This is a genomic window from Pseudomonas syringae pv. tagetis (assembly GCF_022557255.1).
GTDB classification, from domain to species: domain Bacteria; phylum Pseudomonadota; class Gammaproteobacteria; order Pseudomonadales; family Pseudomonadaceae; genus Aquipseudomonas; species Aquipseudomonas caricapapayae.
Genome location: NZ_CP092923.1, coordinates 203,211 through 222,671, shown reverse-complemented (window position 1 = coordinate 222,671; position 19,461 = coordinate 203,211). Strand labels below are relative to the sequence as shown.

The 19,461-nt window shown below is 58.9% G+C and carries 16 protein-coding genes; 11 read left to right on the top strand and 5 right to left on the bottom strand.

All coding sequences use genetic code 11. The annotated features are described in order from the left end of the window. Nucleotides 1–25: 25 nt before the first annotated feature. Nucleotides 26–2,791: a DNA polymerase I gene (gene polA / locus MME58_RS01005; protein WP_054984731.1), complete on the top strand. Its 2,766-nt coding sequence runs from the start codon at nucleotides 26–28 to the stop codon at nucleotides 2,789–2,791. A 241-nt stretch (nucleotides 2,792–3,032) separates the two neighbouring features. Here polA and yihA read toward each other — a convergent pair whose 3' ends face one another. Further along, nucleotides 3,033–3,668, bottom strand: coding sequence for a ribosome biogenesis GTP-binding protein YihA/YsxC (yihA, locus tag MME58_RS01000; protein ID WP_054984730.1), 636 nt, complete (start codon nucleotides 3,666–3,668; stop codon nucleotides 3,033–3,035). A 294-nt stretch (nucleotides 3,669–3,962) separates the two neighbouring features. On the opposite strand from yihA, the gene MME58_RS00995 reads away from it, so the two are divergent. From MME58_RS00995 to MME58_RS00980, 4 genes are all read left to right on the top strand, one after another. Continuing rightward, on the top strand, nucleotides 3,963–4,607 hold the full coding sequence (locus tag MME58_RS00995; protein WP_054984729.1) for a thiol:disulfide interchange protein DsbA/DsbL: 645 nt from the start codon (nucleotides 3,963–3,965) through the stop codon (nucleotides 4,605–4,607). Between the two features lie 9 nt (nucleotides 4,608–4,616). Further along, complete coding sequence (locus MME58_RS00990) at nucleotides 4,617–5,492, top strand: endonuclease/exonuclease/phosphatase family protein (RefSeq protein WP_054984728.1); 876 nt, start codon at nucleotides 4,617–4,619, stop codon at nucleotides 5,490–5,492. After that, a complete protein-coding gene (locus MME58_RS00985; RefSeq protein ID WP_055005605.1) occupies nucleotides 5,489–7,540 on the top strand; it encodes a GGDEF domain-containing protein in 2,052 nt (683 codons plus the stop codon). The genes MME58_RS00990 and MME58_RS00985 overlap by 4 nt, the downstream gene beginning before the upstream one ends. Before the next feature lie 91 nt (nucleotides 7,541–7,631). Next, entirely contained in the window at nucleotides 7,632–8,411 is a 780-nt protein-coding gene (locus MME58_RS00980) for an N-acetylmuramoyl-L-alanine amidase (protein ID WP_055005606.1), read from the top strand. Nucleotides 8,412–8,456: 45 nt separating this feature from the next. On the opposite strand, the gene MME58_RS00975 is transcribed toward MME58_RS00980, so the two are convergent. Both MME58_RS00975 and algB read right to left on the bottom strand, forming a co-directional pair. Beyond that, nucleotides 8,457–10,244 carry a KinB sensor domain-containing domain gene (locus MME58_RS00975; RefSeq protein ID WP_054984725.1) on the bottom strand — a complete coding sequence of 596 codons (1,788 nt, stop codon included), beginning with the start codon at nucleotides 10,242–10,244 and terminating at the stop codon, nucleotides 8,457–8,459. Between the two features lie 10 nt (nucleotides 10,245–10,254). Next, nucleotides 10,255–11,601, bottom strand: coding sequence for a sigma-54-dependent response regulator transcription factor AlgB (algB, locus tag MME58_RS00970; protein WP_054984724.1), 1,347 nt, complete (start codon nucleotides 11,599–11,601; stop codon nucleotides 10,255–10,257). 197 nt (nucleotides 11,602–11,798) lie between these two features. Here algB and MME58_RS00965 point away from each other — a divergent pair, with 197 nt between their 5' ends. The 4 genes from MME58_RS00965 to MME58_RS00950 all read left to right on the top strand — a co-directional run bounded on the left by MME58_RS00965 (nucleotide 11,799) and on the right by MME58_RS00950 (nucleotide 13,861). Continuing rightward, the gene (locus tag MME58_RS00965; protein ID WP_055005607.1) at nucleotides 11,799–12,638 is read left to right on the top strand and encodes a BON domain-containing protein; all 840 of its coding nucleotides are present in this window, start codon (nucleotides 11,799–11,801) and stop codon (nucleotides 12,636–12,638) included. A 242-nt stretch (nucleotides 12,639–12,880) separates the two neighbouring features. Further along, a complete protein-coding gene (locus MME58_RS00960; protein WP_082427269.1) occupies nucleotides 12,881–13,168 on the top strand; it encodes a hypothetical protein in 288 nt (95 codons plus the stop codon). Nucleotides 13,169–13,226: 58 nt separating this feature from the next. Further along, the gene (locus tag MME58_RS00955; protein WP_002555679.1) at nucleotides 13,227–13,391 is read left to right on the top strand and encodes a DUF1328 domain-containing protein; all 165 of its coding nucleotides are present in this window, start codon (nucleotides 13,227–13,229) and stop codon (nucleotides 13,389–13,391) included. A gap of 2 nt (nucleotides 13,392–13,393) precedes the next feature. Next, complete coding sequence (locus MME58_RS00950) at nucleotides 13,394–13,861, top strand: inhibitor of vertebrate lysozyme family protein (RefSeq protein WP_054984721.1); 468 nt, start codon at nucleotides 13,394–13,396, stop codon at nucleotides 13,859–13,861. Nucleotides 13,862–14,149: 288 nt separating this feature from the next. On the opposite strand, the gene MME58_RS00945 is transcribed toward MME58_RS00950, so the two are convergent. Both MME58_RS00945 and ompR read right to left on the bottom strand, forming a co-directional pair. Beyond that, complete coding sequence (locus MME58_RS00945; protein WP_055005609.1) at nucleotides 14,150–15,460, bottom strand: ATP-binding protein; 1,311 nt, start codon at nucleotides 15,458–15,460, stop codon at nucleotides 14,150–14,152. A 163-nt stretch (nucleotides 15,461–15,623) separates the two neighbouring features. Continuing rightward, nucleotides 15,624–16,364 carry an osmolarity response regulator transcription factor OmpR gene (ompR, locus tag MME58_RS00940; RefSeq protein ID WP_003318889.1) on the bottom strand — a complete coding sequence of 247 codons (741 nt, stop codon included), beginning with the start codon at nucleotides 16,362–16,364 and terminating at the stop codon, nucleotides 15,624–15,626. A gap of 299 nt (nucleotides 16,365–16,663) precedes the next feature. Between ompR and MME58_RS00935 the strand changes: the two genes are divergently transcribed. Next, on the top strand, nucleotides 16,664–18,985 hold the full coding sequence (locus MME58_RS00935) for a Tex family protein (RefSeq protein ID WP_055005610.1): 2,322 nt from the start codon (nucleotides 16,664–16,666) through the stop codon (nucleotides 18,983–18,985). Further along, the gene (locus tag MME58_RS00930) at nucleotides 18,985–19,368 is read left to right on the top strand and encodes a PaaI family thioesterase (RefSeq protein ID WP_055005611.1); all 384 of its coding nucleotides are present in this window, start codon (nucleotides 18,985–18,987) and stop codon (nucleotides 19,366–19,368) included. The genes MME58_RS00935 and MME58_RS00930 overlap by 1 nt, the downstream gene beginning before the upstream one ends. Nucleotides 19,369–19,461 lie beyond the last annotated feature (93 nt).

The following is a 19,461-nucleotide window of genomic DNA, read 5'->3' as shown; positions in this document are numbered from 1 at the left end:
CCCGCCGAAAAGGTTGATTCTGCTCATGACCCAAGCGCCGCTCGTCTTGATAGACGGTTCCTCTTACCTCTATCGCGCCTTCCATGCACTGCCACCACTGACCACGTCCAAAGGCTTGCCGACCGGTGCCGTCAAGGGCGTGCTCAACATGCTCAAAAGCCTGCGTCGCCAATACCCGGAAAGCCCGTTCGCGGTGGTCTTCGATGCCAAGGGCGGGACTTTCCGTGATGCGCTGTATACCGACTACAAGGCCAATCGGCCCAGCATGCCGGATGATCTGCGTGTGCAGGTAGATCTGCTGCATGCCTGCGTCAAGGGCATGGGCTATCCGCTGCTGTGCGTGGAAGGCGTCGAAGCGGATGACGTGATCGGCACCCTGGCGCGCAGCAGCGCGGCGGCGGACCGTCCGGTGATCATCTCGACCGGTGACAAGGACATGGCGCAACTGGTCGACGGACACATCACACTGGTCAACACCATGACCGGCAGTGTGCTGGACGTGGCTGGCGTCAAGGAGAAGTTCGGCGTCGGTCCGGAACATATCATTGACTACCTTGCCCTGATGGGTGACAAGGTCGACAACATTCCCGGCGTACCCGGCGTTGGCGAAAAAACGGCCGTCGGCCTGCTGGTTGGCGTTGGCGGCGGGCTCAAGGAGCTTTACGACAGCCTTGAAACGGTCGCAACCCTGCCGATTCGCGGGGCCAAGACCCTGGCGGCGAAGCTTGAAGAGCACCGTGCGATGGCCTTCTTGTCCTATGAACTGGCGACCATCAAGATCGACGTGCCGCTGGACATAGAGCTGGACCAGTTGCATTGCGGCGAGCCTGACCGCGACAAGCTGATGGAGCTATACGCCGAGCTGGAATTCAAGAGCTGGATCGAAGACCTGCAACGCGACGCCAAACGCGCCGGGCAAGAACTGGCTGTCGAAGAGCCGACTGTCGAGGCAAAGGACGCCGCCTATGAAGTCATTCTCGAACAGGGCCGGTTCGATGCCTGGATGAAAAAACTCAAGGCCGCGCAGCTGTTCGCCTTCGTGACCCAGAGCAACGGTACCGATGCCCAGCGCGCACAGTTGGTGGGCCTGTCCTTCGCCATCCAGACCCACGAAGCAGCCTACATTCCGCTGACACACTCCTATATGGGCGTGCCGCAGCAACTGGACCGCGACAGCGTGCTCAAGGCGCTCAAGCCGCTTCTTGAAGACCCGCAAAAAACCAAGGTCGGTCAGCACGCCAAGTTCGCCATCAACCTGCTCGCCAACTGCGCGATAGACGGCGATCAGGCTCAAGGCATCGACCTGCAGGGCGTGAGGTTCGACACCATTCTGGAATCCTATGTACTGGACTCCACTGCCACCCGCCACGACCGCGACAGTCTGGTGGCCAAGTACCTGACGCACACGCCGATCAACTTCCAGGACATCGCAGGCAAGGGGGCCAAACAGCTGACCTTCGACCAGATCGCCATCGAGCAGGCTGGCAATTATGCCGCTGAAGAGGCTGACCTGACGCTGCGCCTGCATGAAGTCTTCGAAGCGCGACTGGCCGCGATTCCGACCCTGCAACCGGTCTTGAACGATATCGAGATGCCGCTGGTGCCCGTCCTGGCGGGTATCGAGCGTCAGGGAGCACTGGTCGACGCCAACCTGCTGGGCATTCAAAGCGTCGAACTGGGCGACAAGATGACCGCTCTGGAGCGCGAAGCTTTCGCTATTGCCGGCGAAGAATTCAACCTGGGCTCACCCAAGCAGCTTGGCGTGATTCTCTACGAAAAACTCGGCATGCCGATCCTCAGCAAAACCGCCACCGGCCAGGCATCGACTGCCGAGGCGGTGCTTGCCGAACTCGCCGAGCAGGATTTCCCGCTGCCCAAGGTGCTGATGCAATACCGCTCGATGAGCAAGCTCAAGAGCACCTACACCGACCGCCTGCCGGAGCAGATCAACCCGCGCACCGGGCGTATTCACACCTCCTATCATCAGGCGGTGGCAGTAACCGGACGCTTGTCATCCAGCGATCCGAACCTGCAGAACATCCCGATCCGTACCGCTGAAGGCCGACGCATCCGTCAGGCATTCGTGGCCCCCAAGGGCTACAAGCTGCTGGCGGCTGACTACTCGCAGATCGAACTGCGGATCATGGCGCATCTGGCGCAGGACGAAGGCCTGCTGCATGCCTTCCGCAACGACCTGGACGTTCACCGCGCAACGGCGGCGGAAGTCTTCGGCGTCGAGCTGGAGAACGTCACCACTGACATGCGGCGCAGCGCCAAGGCGATCAACTTCGGCCTGATCTACGGCATGAGCGCGTTCGGCCTCGCCAAGCAGATTGGCGTGGACCGCAAGCAGTCGCAGGCTTATGTCGACCGTTACTTCGCCCGTTACCCTGGCGTGCTGAACTACATGGAGCGCACGCGCGCGCAAGCGGCCGAGCAGGGTTTTGTCGAAACCATATTCGGTCGCCGCCTGTACCTGCCGGACATCAACGCCAAGAACCCTTCACTGCGCAAAGGTGCCGAACGCATGGCGATCAACGCGCCAATGCAGGGCACCGCAGCGGACATCATCAAGAAGGCGATGGTGGCGGTGAATGGCTGGCTGGAAGAGTCCGGCCTGGACGCGCGGGTCATCCTGCAGGTGCACGACGAACTGGTGCTTGAGGTGCGCGAAGATCTGGTCGATCAGATCGGTGAACAGATTCGCCCACACATGAGTGGCGCAGCAGAATTGGCAGTGCCGCTGCTGGTGGAAGTCGGGGTTGGCAACAACTGGGACGAGGCGCACTGAGCCTGAAAGGGCGAACCTGTAAGCAGGTTCGTCAAACATTGTAAGAAATGTGAACTTTTCCTCACTGCTGGAACTTAACCATTTGGACAGGAGTCAGAGGTCTCGATTGGTTGAAAAATCGATCGTGCTCCTAGTTGTGTTAAGTGTTGGCAGTTATCCAGATCCCACCCTAAGGTCTGGACCTTAAGCCCCGGAACTTCCCCCTCCCCATGCGAAGTCCGGGGTCTTTTTTGCCTGCGATTTACTCCGCAGGTGCCTTGTCTTCCAGTTCCATCCAGTCGGCCAGCACGGTGTAGGCCTCTTCCAGCCCCATACGCTTGGGAGCCGAGAACAGCTGGATGCTCACTGCGTCACCCCAGCCCTTGCGAATCTCGGCCTGGACCTTGAGCAGCGTGTTCTTGGCTGCGCCGTAGGTCAGCTTGTCAGCCTTGGTCAGCAGAATATGCATGGGCATGTTGCTGGCAATCGCCCAATCCAGCATCAACACGTCGAAATCGGTCATTGGATGACGGATATCCATCATCAGAATCAGACCTTTCAGGCTTTCGCGACTCCCCAGATAGGCTTCCAGGTGACGCTGCCAGTGCAGCTTGAGCGGAATGGGTACTTTGGCGTAGCCGTAGCCAGGCAGGTCGACCAGACGTCGATCGTCATCCAGTCCGAAGAAGTTCAGCAGTTGAGTGCGCCCCGGCGTCTTGGACGTACGCGCCAGACTGGCATGGGTCAGGGTGTTCAGCGCGCTCGATTTGCCCGCATTGGAGCGACCGGCAAATGCGACTTCAAACCCTTCGTCGTCGGGGCATTGGTCGACCTTGGCGGCGCTGAGCATGAACGTGGCCTGTTGGCACAGGCCGAGGATGGGGTTTTTGAGTTGCATGTGATTTCCGGTGAAGGCCCTGCCTGCAAGGGGAGCGGCAGGAGGTGTCGGGTTCGTTTGGATGCGTGAGTATATAATGACACACCTGTCACCCGGCCCATACTTACACCCTGTCGGGGGGATCTGGTCAGAAGCTGGAACATTCAGACATGACCTGCTTCACTCCTTATGCAAAAAGGCCGTCCATGGCCGCCCACTTTTACAACCTCGGCGTTACACTAACGAACTCAAGCCCTCATGCCCGGTCGAAACCACCGTCGCCTGAAGGCGATTCAATCTGCTCAGGAGTAAAGCATGCGTAATCTGATCATCAGCGCCGCTCTGGTTGCCGCCAGTCTGTTCGGTGTGTCCGCCCAGGCTGCCACGCCCATCGAGGCCGGCAAGCAATACGTCGAGCTGGCAAGCGCTGTGCCTGTTGCCGAGCCGGGCAAGATCGAGGTCGTCGAGCTGTTCTGGTATGGCTGCCCGCATTGCTATGCATTCGAACCCACCATCAACCCATGGGTTGAAAAACTGCCGTCCGACGTGAAGTTCGTACGTATCCCGGCCATGTTCGGCGGCCCTTGGGACGCTCATGGCCAACTGTTTATTACGCTGGACACCATGGGCGTCGAGCACAAGGTTCACGCGGCCGTATTCGAAGCCATCCAGAAAGGCGGCAAGCGTCTGACCGACAAGAATGACATGGCTGATTTTGTCGCCACGCAGGGCGTGAACAAGGAAGACTTCCTGAAGACGTTCGACTCTTTCGCAGTCAAGGGCAAGATCGCCCAGTACAAGGAACTGGCCAAGAAGTACGAAGTGACTGGCGTTCCGACCATGATCGTCAATGGCAAGTACCGCTTTGACCTGGGTTCTGCCGGTGGTCCGGAAAAGACCCTGGAAGTTGCCGACCAGTTGATTGCCAAAGAGCGAGCGGCTACCACAGCCGCCAAGTAAGCGCACATCATGCGCCGCTGGGGCAAAGGCAGCACCCGTATCGTTGGCCTGCATGACCCGCAGGTCAACGAACATCATCTGATGCAAAACGGTTTGCCGGAGGACGGCAGGCTGCGCTTGCTCAGTTTCAATATCCAGGTCGGTATCAGTACCCAACGCTACCATCACTACCTGACGCGCAGCTGGCAGCATCTGCTGCCGCATGGTGGACGGGCGGCCAATCTGCAGAAGATCGGCGACCTGATCCATGACTTCGATCTGGTGGCGCTACAGGAAGTCGACGGCGGCAGCATGCGCTCCGGCTTCGTCAATCAGGTCGAGCACCTTGCTCAACTGGGCGGCTTTCCGTACTGGTACCAGCAACTCAATCGCAATCTCGGTCGACTCGCGCAGCACAGCAATGGTGTGTTGAGCCGCTTGCGCCCGGCCAAGATCGAGGATCATCCACTACCAGGCCCGGCCGGACGCGGGGCGATTCTTGTCCGTTTCGGCGAAGGCGAGGATGCGCTGGTGGTCGTCATGATGCACCTGGCTCTGGGCACCCGTACCAGAACTCGCCAATTGGCGTACATTCGCGAGCTGATCGGCGGTTATCGTCATCAGGTGCTGATGGGCGACATGAACACCCACGCCAATGATCTGCTGGAACACTCGCCGCTTCGGGATCTGGGCCTGCTGGCACCACAAATCGAAGCGACTTTTCCCAGCTGGCGACCACAACGCTGCCTCGATCACATCCTGCTCAGCCCGACCCTGACGCTCGAACGCGTACAGGTGCTGGCGCAACCCATTTCCGATCACCTGCCGGTTGCTGTCGAGATTCGCCTGCCTGACTCACTGCGTGGGGACTCGCTGCCTGTGCCCTCTGGTGGAAACCTTGCATGAGCGACGACGCGGAGCGTTGGAAAGAGAAGTACCTCAAAGGAATCGAGCAACAGGACAAGCTTGAAAAGCGCTGGGATGCGCGGCTTGACCTGCTGCGGCGCGGCTTGGTGCGCAGTAGCCTGGCAGCAGAAGGGTCTGATCGCGCTGTCGATGAGTGCATGAAGGAAATGCGGGAAATTGTCCGCAAGGACGATATGGACGCCGGTCTGGCAGCATTGATCCCGCGTCTCGAAAAAGCCGTGCTGGACTCGGAACATCGCCGTGAAGTGCGGGTCGGGCAGATTGGCTCGGCGCTGACCGCACTGGTTACACAACTGCAAGCGCTGCCGCTGCCAAGAGAAGTGCGCAAGCCACTCAAGCGCTTTGCCAAGGATCTTGAAGAGCGTGCGTCGCAGGCACGCGAGCTGCCCTTGCTGCTCAGCGAATTGAGTGGCTTGCAGGGTCAGGCCCTGACGCTGCTCGAAAAGCACGAAGAAGGCCCGCGTCAGGGGCTGCTGCAACGCCTGTTCGGTTCGCGGGACGAACATGGCAACGAGCACTCTTGCGAAGCCGCTCATCCCGAACATGCCCCTTCTGCCGAGGACCGGCATGAAGCGCACATTGAACCTGAAGACGCGAATGCTCATGCTTCACCAGACGTCCTCGTTGCCGGGATCGATGAGACGGCTCCTTCCATCATCGACAGAGAGATCAGGATCGAGCCACCCCTGCCGACGCCTGCCCCACAGACCGATATCACCAGCATTGCAACACCTGAAGCGCCTGCGCCATTGCCAGCCGCAGCAGCCATTGCGCCAGCGCTGATCGAACCCGTCGCCGAACCTGCTGCTATTCCCGTCGAACCTATTGATTTCACAGACATGCTGGCGCCCGTTCCGTGGGTGCCTTACCAGCAGCGGCCAATCGTGTTGAGCGTGGAAGAGCCGCCAGACGATGCCGAATCAGAAACCGAAGCGGTAGAAGACGAAGAGGGTTATTCGCTACCCACCTCGCCAGAACCCAGCTACAGCTCGGTAGCTGCGCACATTGAGGAAACACTGCTCGGCCTGCTCGACGACCTGACATTGTCGGAACACTTCCGTCCGCAGGTCGAGGATATGCAGTTACGTTTGAAACATGGGCTCAACTGGTACGAACTGCTGCCGATCCTCGACGATCTGGCGGTATTGATGCTGGCAATCAATAACGGTGGCCAACAGGAATTCGGCACCTATCTCAAACAGCTCAACGAACGGCTCGAATCCTTTCAGAGCCACTTGCAGGCCGCCAGTGAAGATCATGCCGAGGATCAGTCCACCGCACGCGATCTGAACGAACAATTGCGCGAACAGGTCGGCGGCCTGCAGATAAGCGTTCAGGACGCGTCCGACCTGACCAGTTTGAAGCAGGTGCTCGACAACCGTTTCGAAGGCTTGCTCAATACCATGGATCACTACCAGCTCAAACGTGACGCACGCGAGCGGGAAGTCGCCTCACGGCTCCAGGGATTGGCAGCCCGCGTGGCAAGCATGGAGCAGGAAGCTCTGGGTTTCAGAACCCACCTGGAAGAACAGCGCCAAAAGGCCTTGATCGACCCGCTCACCGGCTTGCCCAATCGTGCAGCCTGGGGCGAGCGCCTCGAACAGGAGATGAGCCGGTGGCAGCACGAAAAAAACAGCCTGCTGGTGTGCATCCTGGACCTGGACCACTTCAAACGCATCAATGACGGATACGGCCACCTGGCTGGCGACAAGGTGCTGAAAATTGTTGCCAACGTCTTCAGAAAGCGCCTGCGTGGCGACGATTTTCTTGCACGGTTTGGTGGCGAGGAATTTGTCATGCTGCTGCCTGCGACACCTCCCGCCATAGGGCTGACCTTGCTGGACGAGCTGCGCGCTGCAGTAGAAGCCTGCCCGTTTCACTTCAAGGGCGAGCGGGTCACGATCACCGTGTCCATCGGGGTAACGGCTTTTCGAACGGCTGAACGAAGTGAAACAGCGATCAAGCGCGCCGATCAGGCGCTGTACAAGGCCAAGGAAAACGGCCGGAACCGGGTCGAGCAAGGCTGAAACATTTTGATCTGAACGAATGCTTCGCCGCCAACGCTATTTGCACACATTTTGTTATGATGTTGCATTTCCCGCTGACGCTGCCCATCCCATGAAGCTGTATTTTTCCGCCTTCCTGCTGCTCGTCCTCACTGCCTGCGCCAGCGGCCCCAGGCTGGACACCAGTCATCCATCGGTGAACTTCGATGGCCGTGCTCAGTACGTGGTGATGCATTACACCTCGACTTCACTGGAACCCTCGCTGCAGTTACTGACCCATGGCGAGGTCAGCGCCCACTACCTGATCGGTGACGACAGCAAGGCGACCATCTACAAGCTGGTCGATGAAAGCGCACGTGCCTGGCATGCCGGCGAAAGCGAGTGGGAAGGCCGTACCTTGCTCAACTCCAGTTCGATCGGCATCGAGATCGTCAATCCGGGCTTCAAGGAAACGCCGACAGGTCGGCTGTGGTATCCGTACACCGAAGCACAGACCCAGTCGATCATTGTCCTGCTCAAGGACATCGTCAAGCGCAACAGGATCGACCCCAAACACATCATCGGTCATAGCGACATCGCCCCATTGCGCAAACAGGACCCGGGGCCGCTGTTCCCGTGGAAACGCCTCGCTGCCGAAGGTCTGGGGAACTGGCCGGACGAGCGCCAGGTTGCCCAGCGCCAGGCACTGTTGGCAACCAACCTGCCAAGCATCACCTGGTTCCAGCAGCAATTGGCTCGCCTTGGCTACAGCACTCCGCAGACCGGCGAGCTGGACGTCGCGACACGTCAGGTACTGGCCGCTTTCCAGATGCACTATCGTCCGGCACGCTTCGACGGCGAGCCTGACGCACAGAGCGCGGCCATCCTGCAGGTGCTCAATCACTCGAATTGAAGCGTATGACGGCTGATACTCGATGAGGGCCTTGTGCTCAAGCCCTCAGAGCGGCAACGCCATGTAGAACTGCGTGCCCTGCCCCGGCCTTGAATAAACGCCCATACGCCCGCCGTGCAACTGGACAATCTCCTTGCACAGCGCCAGCCCGAGCCCGGCTCCGCCTTTTTTGCGACCGACCTGCACGAAGGGTTCGAAAATTCGCCCCTGCTGCCCGTAGGCAATGCCCTCGCCGTTGTCTTCGACACTGATGATCGCCCGCTCGCCATGGCGCCTGGCCTGCAGACGAATCAGACCGTTCTGCGGCGTATGCCGCAACGCATTGTCCAACAGGTTGTCCAGCACCCGCTCAAGTTGCGACTGGTCAGCATGCAGGCGTGGCATGGGCTCCTGCATATCCAGCATCAGTACGATGTCCTGCTCGACGGCCTTTTCCTCGAATCGCGCCCTGGCTTCTTCCAGTAAGGTTTCGATGGAGCACGGTGCCAGTTTGAGTTTCTGCAGGCCGTTCTGATAACGCGAGAAGTTCAGCAGGTCATTGATGAGCTGCATCAGGCGCTGCATTTCTTCGGTGACCGTATTGAGCAGATCGGCCTCTCGGGTCTCAGGGGCGAAATGCAGACGCTCCTGAAGAAGACCGAACGCCATGTGCATGCCCGTGACCGGCGTGCGCAACTCATGTGAGGCACGCAGGACAAACTCGCTACGTACTCGCTCGAATGCGCGCTGCTCGGTGACGTCATGCAGAACCATGACCGCACCGAGGATGTGGCCTTTGGTATGGCTGACCGGTGTCATGCTGTAGGTCAGCAGTCGGGACTCGCCGTCGATTTCAATGGCCAGGTCTTCCGGAGCGCGCTCGAGCGTTCCGCCACGCAGCACCAGATGCAGCTGTTCGTCCAGCTCCGGACGGCTCAATGCCTCTCCGAGACTCTGCCCCAGGCGACTTTCGTCCCAGCCAAGCTGGCGTTGCGCCACAGGATTCAAGTGCTCCAGACGGCCCTGACGATCAATCATCAGCAAGCCATCGTCGATACTGTCGAGAACCGCTTGCAGACGCTGCTGGCCCGCCAGTAACTCATCGACATTGGTCGCCTGATGCTGACGCAGGGCTTCGGCCATGATGCCAAAGCGCCGAGTCAGAAGGTTCATCTCGGCGGCAGAGGAAATAGGCAGCGTCACCTCGTAATCGCCTTCACCAATGCGGTCGGCGGCTTTCGCCAGCGCCTCGATCGGCGCACCGAAACGACGGGCGATGCCATGCGCGGTCACAAAACCGATGCACAGCACTGCCAGCCCGACCAGCCCCAGCAAGCCCGCGATCCACAGCGCACGATCCCTGGAATTGATCTCCGCGCTGCTGATGTTCTCCAACGCCTTGCGATGCACATCCAGCAGGCCGTTGCGCAAGTTATCGAAGCTTTCGCTCAGTTGCGGGTTGCCACGTATGCCTCGCAGGTCAGTCCCGTATTGCTTCCAGGTTTCGATGAACCGCTGATAGTCGCCACGGGTCTTTTCGAACCCGTTACGTACGTTCTGCTGGGTATCCTGCGCCGACCCCTCTTCCAACAGCTCTTCAAATTGAGTCTGGATTCTTTCCAGTTCGGCTTGATCGCGGTTGGCACCCGTCATCAACACCAGTTGATCGCCCAGGTTCTGGCGCAACTTCAGACCCAGATCAAGAATGGCGAAATTGTGCTGAATCAGCGATTCCTGGGTCCGGGCCATCTGCATGACGCTGACGAGCCCCAGCAGCAGCCCCAGCAAAGCGACCGTGATAAGTGCCGAAATACTCAGAAAGAGGCGAGTGCGCAGTTTCATGGCCAGCTTCATTTAAGGCCTTTCACAGGTTGTACTGTTTACGTTTTCGATACAGCGTCGACGCATCGATACCCAGCGTTTTGGCAGCCTGATCGAGGGTTTCACTGGTCGCCAGCACGGCACCGATGTGCGCTTTTTCGAGCTCGTCCAGGCTCAAGGCCGCTCCGACACGCGGTGCATTGTTCGCCGGCTGCTCGGCCATGCCCAAGTGACTGACTTCCACACGCTCCTGCGGGCAGATGATGCTGGCACGCTCGATCACGTTACGCAGTTCACGAATGTTGCCCGGCCAGCGGTAGTTGAGCAGCGCTGCGCGGGCCTCCTCGCTGAACCCGCGCGCCGGTCGGGCATACTCCTTGACGAAGCGCGCCAGAAACCGGTCTGCCAGGGTCAGAATGTCTTCGCTGCGCTCACGCAGGGCAGGCAGATTAAGGGTGATTACGTTCAGGCGATACAGCAGGTCCTCACGGAAGCGTCCGCTGCGCACCATGTCCTCCAGATTGAGGTTGGTGGCGGCCAGAATGCGCACATCGGCACGCCGGGTAACCGGGTCCCCCACACGCTCGTATTCCTTGTCCTGGATGAAGCGCAGCAACTTGGGCTGCAGCGTCAGCGGGAAGTCGCCGATCTCGTCGAGGAACAGTGTGCCGCCATCCGCCTGGTTTACCCGGCCCAAGGTGCTTTCGCTGGCGCCGGTGAACGCCCCGCGACTGTGGCCGAACAGTTCGCTTTCCATCAATTCTGCAGTGAGCGAGGGGCAGTTGATTGTCACACAGGACTTATTCGCCCGCTTGCTCCAGCCGTGAATAGCCCGGGCCAGCTCGCCTTTACCTGTACCCGACTCACCCAGAATCAGGATATTGGCATCGGTCACCGCAACCTGACGGGCCGTTTCCAGAATGGCCATCATGGAAGGGCTGTGAGAATCCAGCCCGTCCTTCGGTTTGCGGACTTCGCCTTCCAATGCTTCAAGACGTGCAGACAGTTGTCGCACTTCAAGCTGCTTGGCGGTGGCAAGGCGCAGTTGATCCGGGCTGCACGGCTTTACCAGATAGTCGGCTGCGCCCGCCTGAATGGCGTCGACAGCGGTATCGACCGCCGAGTGCGCGGTCACGATGACCACACGCATCCACGGTGCCTGAATACGCATCTGCGCCAGCACATCCAGGCCGTTGTCTTCACCCAGGCGCAAATCGAGAAAGCACAGGTCGAATACCTGGCGTTGCATGAGCGTGTCAGCCTGGGCTGCGCTGTTGGCAGTGGCGACACTGTAGCCTTCGTCTTCCAGACAGTACCGGAAAGTGCGGAGGATGGCGGACTCATCGTCCACAAGCAGAATACGGCCCTGATTCTCAGTGGCTGCTTCCATTTTTCCTACGCTCCTTAATGAATTGTCTCAGTTAGTCTCGGAATCATCGGGCAAGTTGCATGGTCAATTCTGATTGATTCTTCGGCATGCATGGTAGCTTTCTGATCGCCTAATGGCGAACAGCCTGATTAATCCGCGTTTATGTCGTTAAAACCGTCTATTCGGAGACGAAATCCCATCGCAAAAGGAACACTCATATGTTTTCACTGAAAAAGATTGCTCTGATCACGTCCGCCGCTGCGTTACTTGGCAGCGGTCCGGTACTCGCCCAGCCTGACCTGCCCACACAGCTTGCCGAGGCGCGTCAGGAAGGTTCGATCTGGACAGCTTTCGCGCTGAACAAGCATTTGAGCCCGTTCAAGATCGATATAGATGTGCAACAAGGCACCGCGATTCTCAAGGGCAAGGTCGAAAACGAAGTGGATCGCGAGCTGGCCGAGCGCATTGCACTGGATACCAAGGGTATCGAGAAGGTTGATAACCAATTGGAAGTGGACGCTGCGGTTGCCAGCGAACCCGGTACGCGAACCCATATGGCCCAGCGATTTGAAGATGCGACGCTGGTCGCGACAGTGAAATCCAAATTGCTGTGGAGCAGCGTGACTGAAGCGCTGACCATCGATGTCGACAGCAAGGATGGGGTGGTCACCCTCAAGGGCAGGGCGCAGAGCCCTGAAGCCAAGGAGCTGGCGGGCAGCCTGGCAAGCAATACTGATGGTGTGGTGAGCGTCAACAACCTGATCAGCCTGAGCGCAGCCGATTCCATTGCAGCCAAGACACAGCCTCAATCACTGTCCCCGACCGAAGAAATGAGCGACACATGGATCACCAGCAAGGTCAAGGCGAGCCTGATTTACAGCCGGACGCTGGACGGGCTGAATATCAAAGTGGATACCAAAGCCGGAGTGGTAAGCCTGAATGGCGTGGTTGCCAACTTCGCGGAGAAGGAACTGGCCGTTGAGATCGCGCGAAATATTCGTGGCGTCAAGGGAGTGAATGGCGACGCCCTGAAGGTCATGGCGCGCAGCGCAGGCTGAACAGGCGCACGCAAAACGTCAAACGCTTCGTGCAGAACGCACGATTACAAAGGTGTAATCGTGCAGCTTGCTCGTAGGGTCTATCCCGAAAACACCATAAACTATTGATTTTATTGAATTTAAAAGCCTAATAAAAACTGGCATGCAGCCTGCAATAACTCCTTCAACAAGGTCGATACACAATGACCCATCAGATTGGACCCATCAGATTGAATGCCCACTCAGGCCAGGGGAGTTTGCAGATGAACAGCCAGCGTATTGCACAATTGCGTATCTCTCCCCTGCATATCCAGCAAGGCCTTTTCCTGCTCCTCGCCCTGCTTGTCACTCTGATCGCCATTCAGCAGTTCCAGCGTTGGAGTCAAGCCAACGAGGCAACTCAAGCCAGACAGCAATTCATCCACACCAGCAGCATCTCGTATCGCGGCGTAAGCGCTCCAGCGGTCAAGGATGTTTCCTCCAGCCTCCGCCCTGTCGATGGCCTGGTGTCTGTAGATGAAGTCGCTCCACAGCAAAAATGGGTTTTTTGACCCGACCTGAAAAAAAAGCAGCATTCATATTAAAACGGCACCAAAAAGGAGTATCACCATGTTGAGTTGGGCAATCACGTTTCTGATCATCGCCATTGTTGCTGCAGTACTGGGCTTCGGTGGTATCGCGGGCACGGCTACCGGTATCGCCAAGATCCTGTTTGTCGTATTCCTGGTGATGTTCGTTGTGTCGTTCTTCTTCGGTCGTCGCGGTCGAGGCTGATAATGCACACGTCATTTCGCACACTGGCCGCCGCCCTGTTGATGGGCGGCAGCGCCATGGTCATGGCAGCCAATGATGGACAGTCGCGGGTCAATGAACTCTTGAGTTCGGCACCCGAGTACCGCACAACCTGGGCGAAGGTCGTCAAGAAGGAAGAGCGGTTGCCGGATTGGGTGATCAACCTGTCCGGTGCTTCCCAGCAGCAGATGACAGCGGCCACCGAGGACGGCGACAAGTACCTTGTCGGACCGCTTTGCGAAACTGCCGATACGTGCAAAAGCAAGCGCCTGATCGTGGCTTTCAGCCTCGACAAGGAAGATGCTTACGCCATGTTGGTTGAAGTACCTGCAGGTCTTCCTGCAGATAAATCACCCACTCGTCATGCCACTTACCGCTACCTGGGTAAGCCTGACGAGGGTATGCAAAAGCTCTTGAATGAAGAGCTGCGCAAAGACCCTGACTGGTATTGATCCAGAAGAAAGATGTCGACTGCAGAGTCGACATCTTTCTGATTTGTGCGGCCTGAGGAAGGTGCGCGCATGACCAAGGGGCCGGGATGCGTTGATCGAATGGATCGGCGTGACCTAGGGGTACAGGGAGTACCTCCGCCGAGGGCCGGGTCAGGCAAGCTGCCGTGCAAGTCCTTGAGAAAGCTTCGACCTTTCGAGCGCTCTCCGTGACCCTGCACGGCGCTTTATACCCGCTTTATCTCCCTCGCGACTCTTCCTTGTTATACCCCCTCGTTGATTCCATTCCGGTCAGATAGCGCCCCTTGGTAGCATCAGCCCCAATGGCAGACGCACCCGAGCCTCCAGACCGCCGCCTGATCGGTTTCTCAACTCGACATTGCCGCCATGCATTGCTGCGATGCGCTTGACGATCGCCAGCCCCAGGCCAGTCCCTTTACCGCTGCGGGCACGATCACCGCGAATGAACGGGTTGAAGATGGTGTCCAGCTCGGACGGATCGATACCCGCGCCTCTGTCGAGCACGCTCAACACTACGTAAGGCGCGTTCCTGTCGCCTGACACGTAAGCAGCCACCTCGATACCGTTACCGGCATGATGCCTGGCGTTGCCGATCAGATTGGTCAGCAGACGCTTCATCGATACGCGCCTTAGCGGAAAGGGCGGAATCGGCTCAAGACACAGACGGATGCTGTCTTCATCGTTATTGAAGGGCGCAACCACATCACGCACCAGATGCCCCAGATCGACCTCTTCGATCTCTTCGTCACGCCCATCGCGAATGAACGCCAGGAACTGGTCGAGAATGGCATCCATGTCCTCGATATCCCGCACCATGCCTTCAGAGAACTCATTGTCGTTCATCAACTCCAGAGACAGGCGCAGACGCGTCAGCGGCGTGCGCAAGTCATGGGAAACGCCCGCCAGCATCAGCTCACGCTCCTGCCCGGCCTGTTCGACGTCCTCGGCCATCTGGTTGAAGGCGCGATAGACCTCGGTCATCTCGCTCGGCGTGTCACTGACCGGCAAACGCACGCTGCGGCCCTGCCCCAGTTGCCGAGCCGCAAAGACCAGTCGCTTGAGCGGCTGATTCAATTGGCGCACGAAAATCCAGGCCGATGCCGTGGAAAGCAACCCGATGGCGAGGAACCAGCCCAGCACGCTCCAGATCTTCTGGCCACGCAGCGGGTGAGGATATAGCGGTACTTTCAGCCAGCCATCCCCCAGGCTCGGTGCCCTTACCCATAGCGCGGGCGGTGCGTGCACACGCAAACGCACTTCGGTATCTGCACCCAGCTCAGCCTGCATCTGCCGCTGATAGATCTCGCTGTAAGGCCAGTGTTGCTCACCCTCCGGCACGCCACCGCCGACCACGCGAATCAGGCCAGCCGCCTCGGCAATTGCCTCGCGATCGTTTTCATCGGCCGCCCAGTAAGCGCGCAGCGTCAGCGCGACGCCGTGGCTGTATTGCCTGTCGACCAGAACGTCTTCGTTCATCAGCAGATAAACTAGCGTCAGGGCCTTGGAAAACAGCACGACGATGAGCACCAGCCAGAGCGTGCGAGAGAAAAAGCTTTGCGGGAACCAGAGCGGAGTCTTCATAACTGCAGCCATACACTTTGCAGGGCGAGCGAGGCTCGCAGGTTTGCCGAACGCGGGCCGGACCCGATGGACGAACGCAAAAAACCAGTACGTCGATAACCTTACGGAAGATTATCGACGTAACTGGCAGGAATGACGGATTTCTGTGCTGACAACCAGGTTATCAGCGACTGCCGGCACCATCCGGAACGAATACATAGCCTACGCCCCAGACGGTCTGGATATAGCGGGGCTTGGAAGGATCCGGCTCGATCAGGCGACGCAGACGGGAAATCTGTACGTCGATGGATCGCTCCAGTGCATCCCACTCCCGGCCACGGGCCAGGTTCATCAGTTTGTCACGGGTCAGCGGCTCGCGAGCGTGCATGACCAGCGCCTTGAGTACCGCGAACTCACCCGTGGTGAGCATGTGCACTTCTTCGCCACGCTTGAGCTCGCGGGTGGCCAGAGACAGTACGTAATCGCCGAAACTGACTGACTCGTCCTCGCTACCGGGGGCACCGGGCACCGGTGCAGCCTGACGACGCAATACCGCCTTGACGCGAGCCATCAGCTCGTCCGGATTGAACGGCTTGGCCAGGTAATCGTCAGCCCCCAGTTCGAGCCCCTTGATACGGCTCAGCTCATCGCCCTTGGCGGTCAGCATGATAATCGGCACCTGATTGTTCGCGGCACGCAGACGACGGCAGGCTGAAAGGCCGTCTTCTCCGGGCAGCATCAGGTCCAGCACCACAAGGTTGAAAACCTCACGGGCCAATAGCCGGTCCATTTGCTCCACGTTTGCCACGGCGCGGGCACGGTAGCCCTTGCTGGTGAAAAAACGCTCCAGGAGACTGCTCAGCCCCGGATCGTCATCGACAATAAGGATTTTTTCGCCTTCAGCATTTTGTGCGGTGCTGCTCATCGGATGCTCCTCTGATCTCGGGGCGCATTATGGCGTAGCTGCGGTGATGCGCACCTTGTGCATTGTTAGCAGATTTTACTGGAGGCGGCACTTGTGCATGCTTTTTCGCCGAAAAAAGACCACATTTGTCGGCCGATCCCCTAATCCGCCTTCGCCGGGTATAATGCGCCGCCCTCAAAGTCAGGCAACGCTGGCCATATGGCCGTTCGCCAGCGCTGAAAATAAATCCTGGCGGACGATACTCAGGCAAGGCCATTCGTACATAGCCCAGTTTTTTGCTCACAACTCCAGGTGGTTTTATGGACAGCATCAACAGCCGCATCGCCGAAGAACTCGGCGTACGCCCACAACAGGTCGCAGCGGCCGTAGCACTACTGGATGAAGGCTCGACCGTGCCCTTCATTTCCCGCTACCGCAAGGAAGTGACCGGCAGTCTTGATGACACGCAATTGCGCCATCTGGAAGAACGCCTGCGCTATCTGCGCGAACTGGATGACCGGCGTGTCAGCATTCTTGCCAGTATCGAAGAGCAAGGCAAGCTGACCCCGGAGCTGGCTCGCGACATCAAGCTCGCCGACACCAAGACCCGTCTTGAAGATTTATATCTGCCCTATAAGCAGAAACGCCGTACCAAGGGCCAGATCGCCCTCGAAGCAGGCCTCGGCGAGCTGGCTGACGGCCTGTTCAACGACCCGCGCCTCTCCCCTGAGACCGAAGCAGCCCGCTTTGTCGACGCCGACAAAGGCGTGGCCGATGTGAAAGCCGCGCTGGAAGGTGCCAAGTACATCCTGATGGAGCGTTTAGCCGAAGACGCTTCGCTGCTGGACAAGCTGCGCAGCTTCCTCAAGCAGGAAGCGGTGATCAGCGCACGCGTGGTGCCGGGCAAGGAAGAGGAAGGCGCCAAGTTCCGCGACTATTTCGAACATGACGAGCCGCTCAAGAGCATGCCGTCGCACCGTGCGCTGGCGATTTTCCGGGGCCGAAACGAAGGCTTCCTCAGTTCCGCCTTGAAAGTCGGCGAAGAACTGCCAGGTGCCATGCACCCGTGCGAACTGATGATCGGCGAACGCTTCGGCATCCAGAACCAGAGCCGCCCAGCAGACAAGTGGCTGGCCGAAGTGGTGCGCTGGACCTGGAAGGTCAAGCTGTACAGCCACCTGGAAACCGACCTGCTGGGCGAGCTGCGCGATGGTGCAGAAACCGAGGCAATCAACGTTTTCGCCCACAACCTGCACGACCTGTTGCTGGCCGCGCCGGCCGGCCAGCGTGCCACACTGGGCCTTGACCCGGGCTTGCGCACCGGCTGCAAGGTCGCCGTGGTAGATGCCACTGGCAAGCTGCTCGACTACGCGACCGTCTATCCACACGTACCGAAGAACCAGTGGGATCAGACCATCGCCGTGCTGGCAGCCCTGTGCGCCAAACATTCGGTTGATCTGATCGCCATCGGCAACGGTACTGCCAGCCGCGAAACCGACAAGCTGGCGGCCGAGCTGATCAAAAAATACCCAGGCCTGAAAATGACCAAGGTCATGGTCTCCGAAGCCGGTGCTTCGGTCTACTCGGCGTCAGAACTGGCGGCGAGGGAATTCCCGGACCTGGACGTGTCGATCCGTGGCGCAGTCTCCATCGCCCGGCGCTTGCAGGATCCGCTCGCCGAACTGGTGAAAATCGATCCGAAATCCATTGGTGTCGGCCAGTATCAACACGACGTTTCACAGCTCAAGCTGGCTCGCGGCCTGGACGCGGTGGTTGAAGACTGCGTGAACGCCGTGGGCGTGGACGTGAACACCGCGTCGGTGGCACTGTTGGCGCGGATTTCCGGCCTCAATACCACACTGGCGCAGAACATCGTTGCGCATCGCGACGAAAACGGCGCGTTCAAGACTCGCGCAGCGCTGAAAAAAGTCAGTCGTCTGGGCGAGAAGACGTACGAACAGGCCGCAGGCTTCCTGCGCGTCATGACCGGCGACAACCCGCTGGACGCTTCTGCGGTTCACCCGGAAGCCTACCCGCTGGTGCAGCGTATTGCGGCTGAAACCGACCGTGATATTCGCTCGTTGATCGGCGATGCGAGCTTTCTCAAGCGGCTGGACCCGAAAAAATTCACCGACGAGACCTTTGGTCTGCCAACGGTCACCGACATCCTGCAGGAACTTGAAAAACCGGGCCGCGATCCGCGTCCAGAGTTCAAGACGGCGGAGTTTCAGGACGGGGTCGAAGACCTCAAGGACCTGCAACTGGGCATGATCCTCGAAGGCGTAGTGACCAACGTCACCAACTTTGGTGCGTTCGTCGATATCGGCGTGCATCAGGACGGCCTGGTACACATCTCGGCACTTTCCGAGAAGTTCATCAAGGACCCGCGGGAAGCGGTCAAGGCAGGCGATGTGGTGAAAGTGAAGGTCATGGAAGTCGACATCCCGCGCAAACGCGTCGGTCTGTCGATGCGCATGAGCGACACGCCAGGCGAGAAGATCGACGGCGCACGCGGCGCGCGTCCAGGCTCTTCGCCTCGTCAGCAGAACAGCGCCCCGCGCAAGGAAACCACAGCACCCGCGCCAGCCAACAACGCCATGGCTTCGCTATTCGCCAATGCCAAGCAACTGAAGAAGCGCTGATGGACATTCCGGAGGATCTGACCCACAGCGCCTATTTCAAGATGCTCGGCTGCGAACTGAGGCGTCTGGACGAAGGCGTTGCCGAAGTTGCGTTGCCACTGGAGGCGCATCTGCGCAATCGCGGCAACGTGATGCACGGCGGGGCAATCTTCAGCCTGGTCGATATCGCCATGGGGCTGGCCTGTTCCAGTGCCCACGGTTTCGACCAGCGCAGTGTCACCATCGAGTGCAAGATCAACTACGTGCGCGGCGTATCCGACGGCGAAGTGCTAGGCATTGCCAGGGTGCTGCACGCAGGTCGTCGGACACTTGTGGTTGAGGCCGAAGTCGTCCAGGGTGGCAAGCTGGTCGCCAAGGCTCAGGGCACGTTCGCGGTCATCTAGACCGCGATAAAGGCTGATGAAAGCAATCACGGTGAACAGAACCTAGCCGTATCCACATCATTTGGGTTAATTTCGGCACCATTAGCGTGGTGC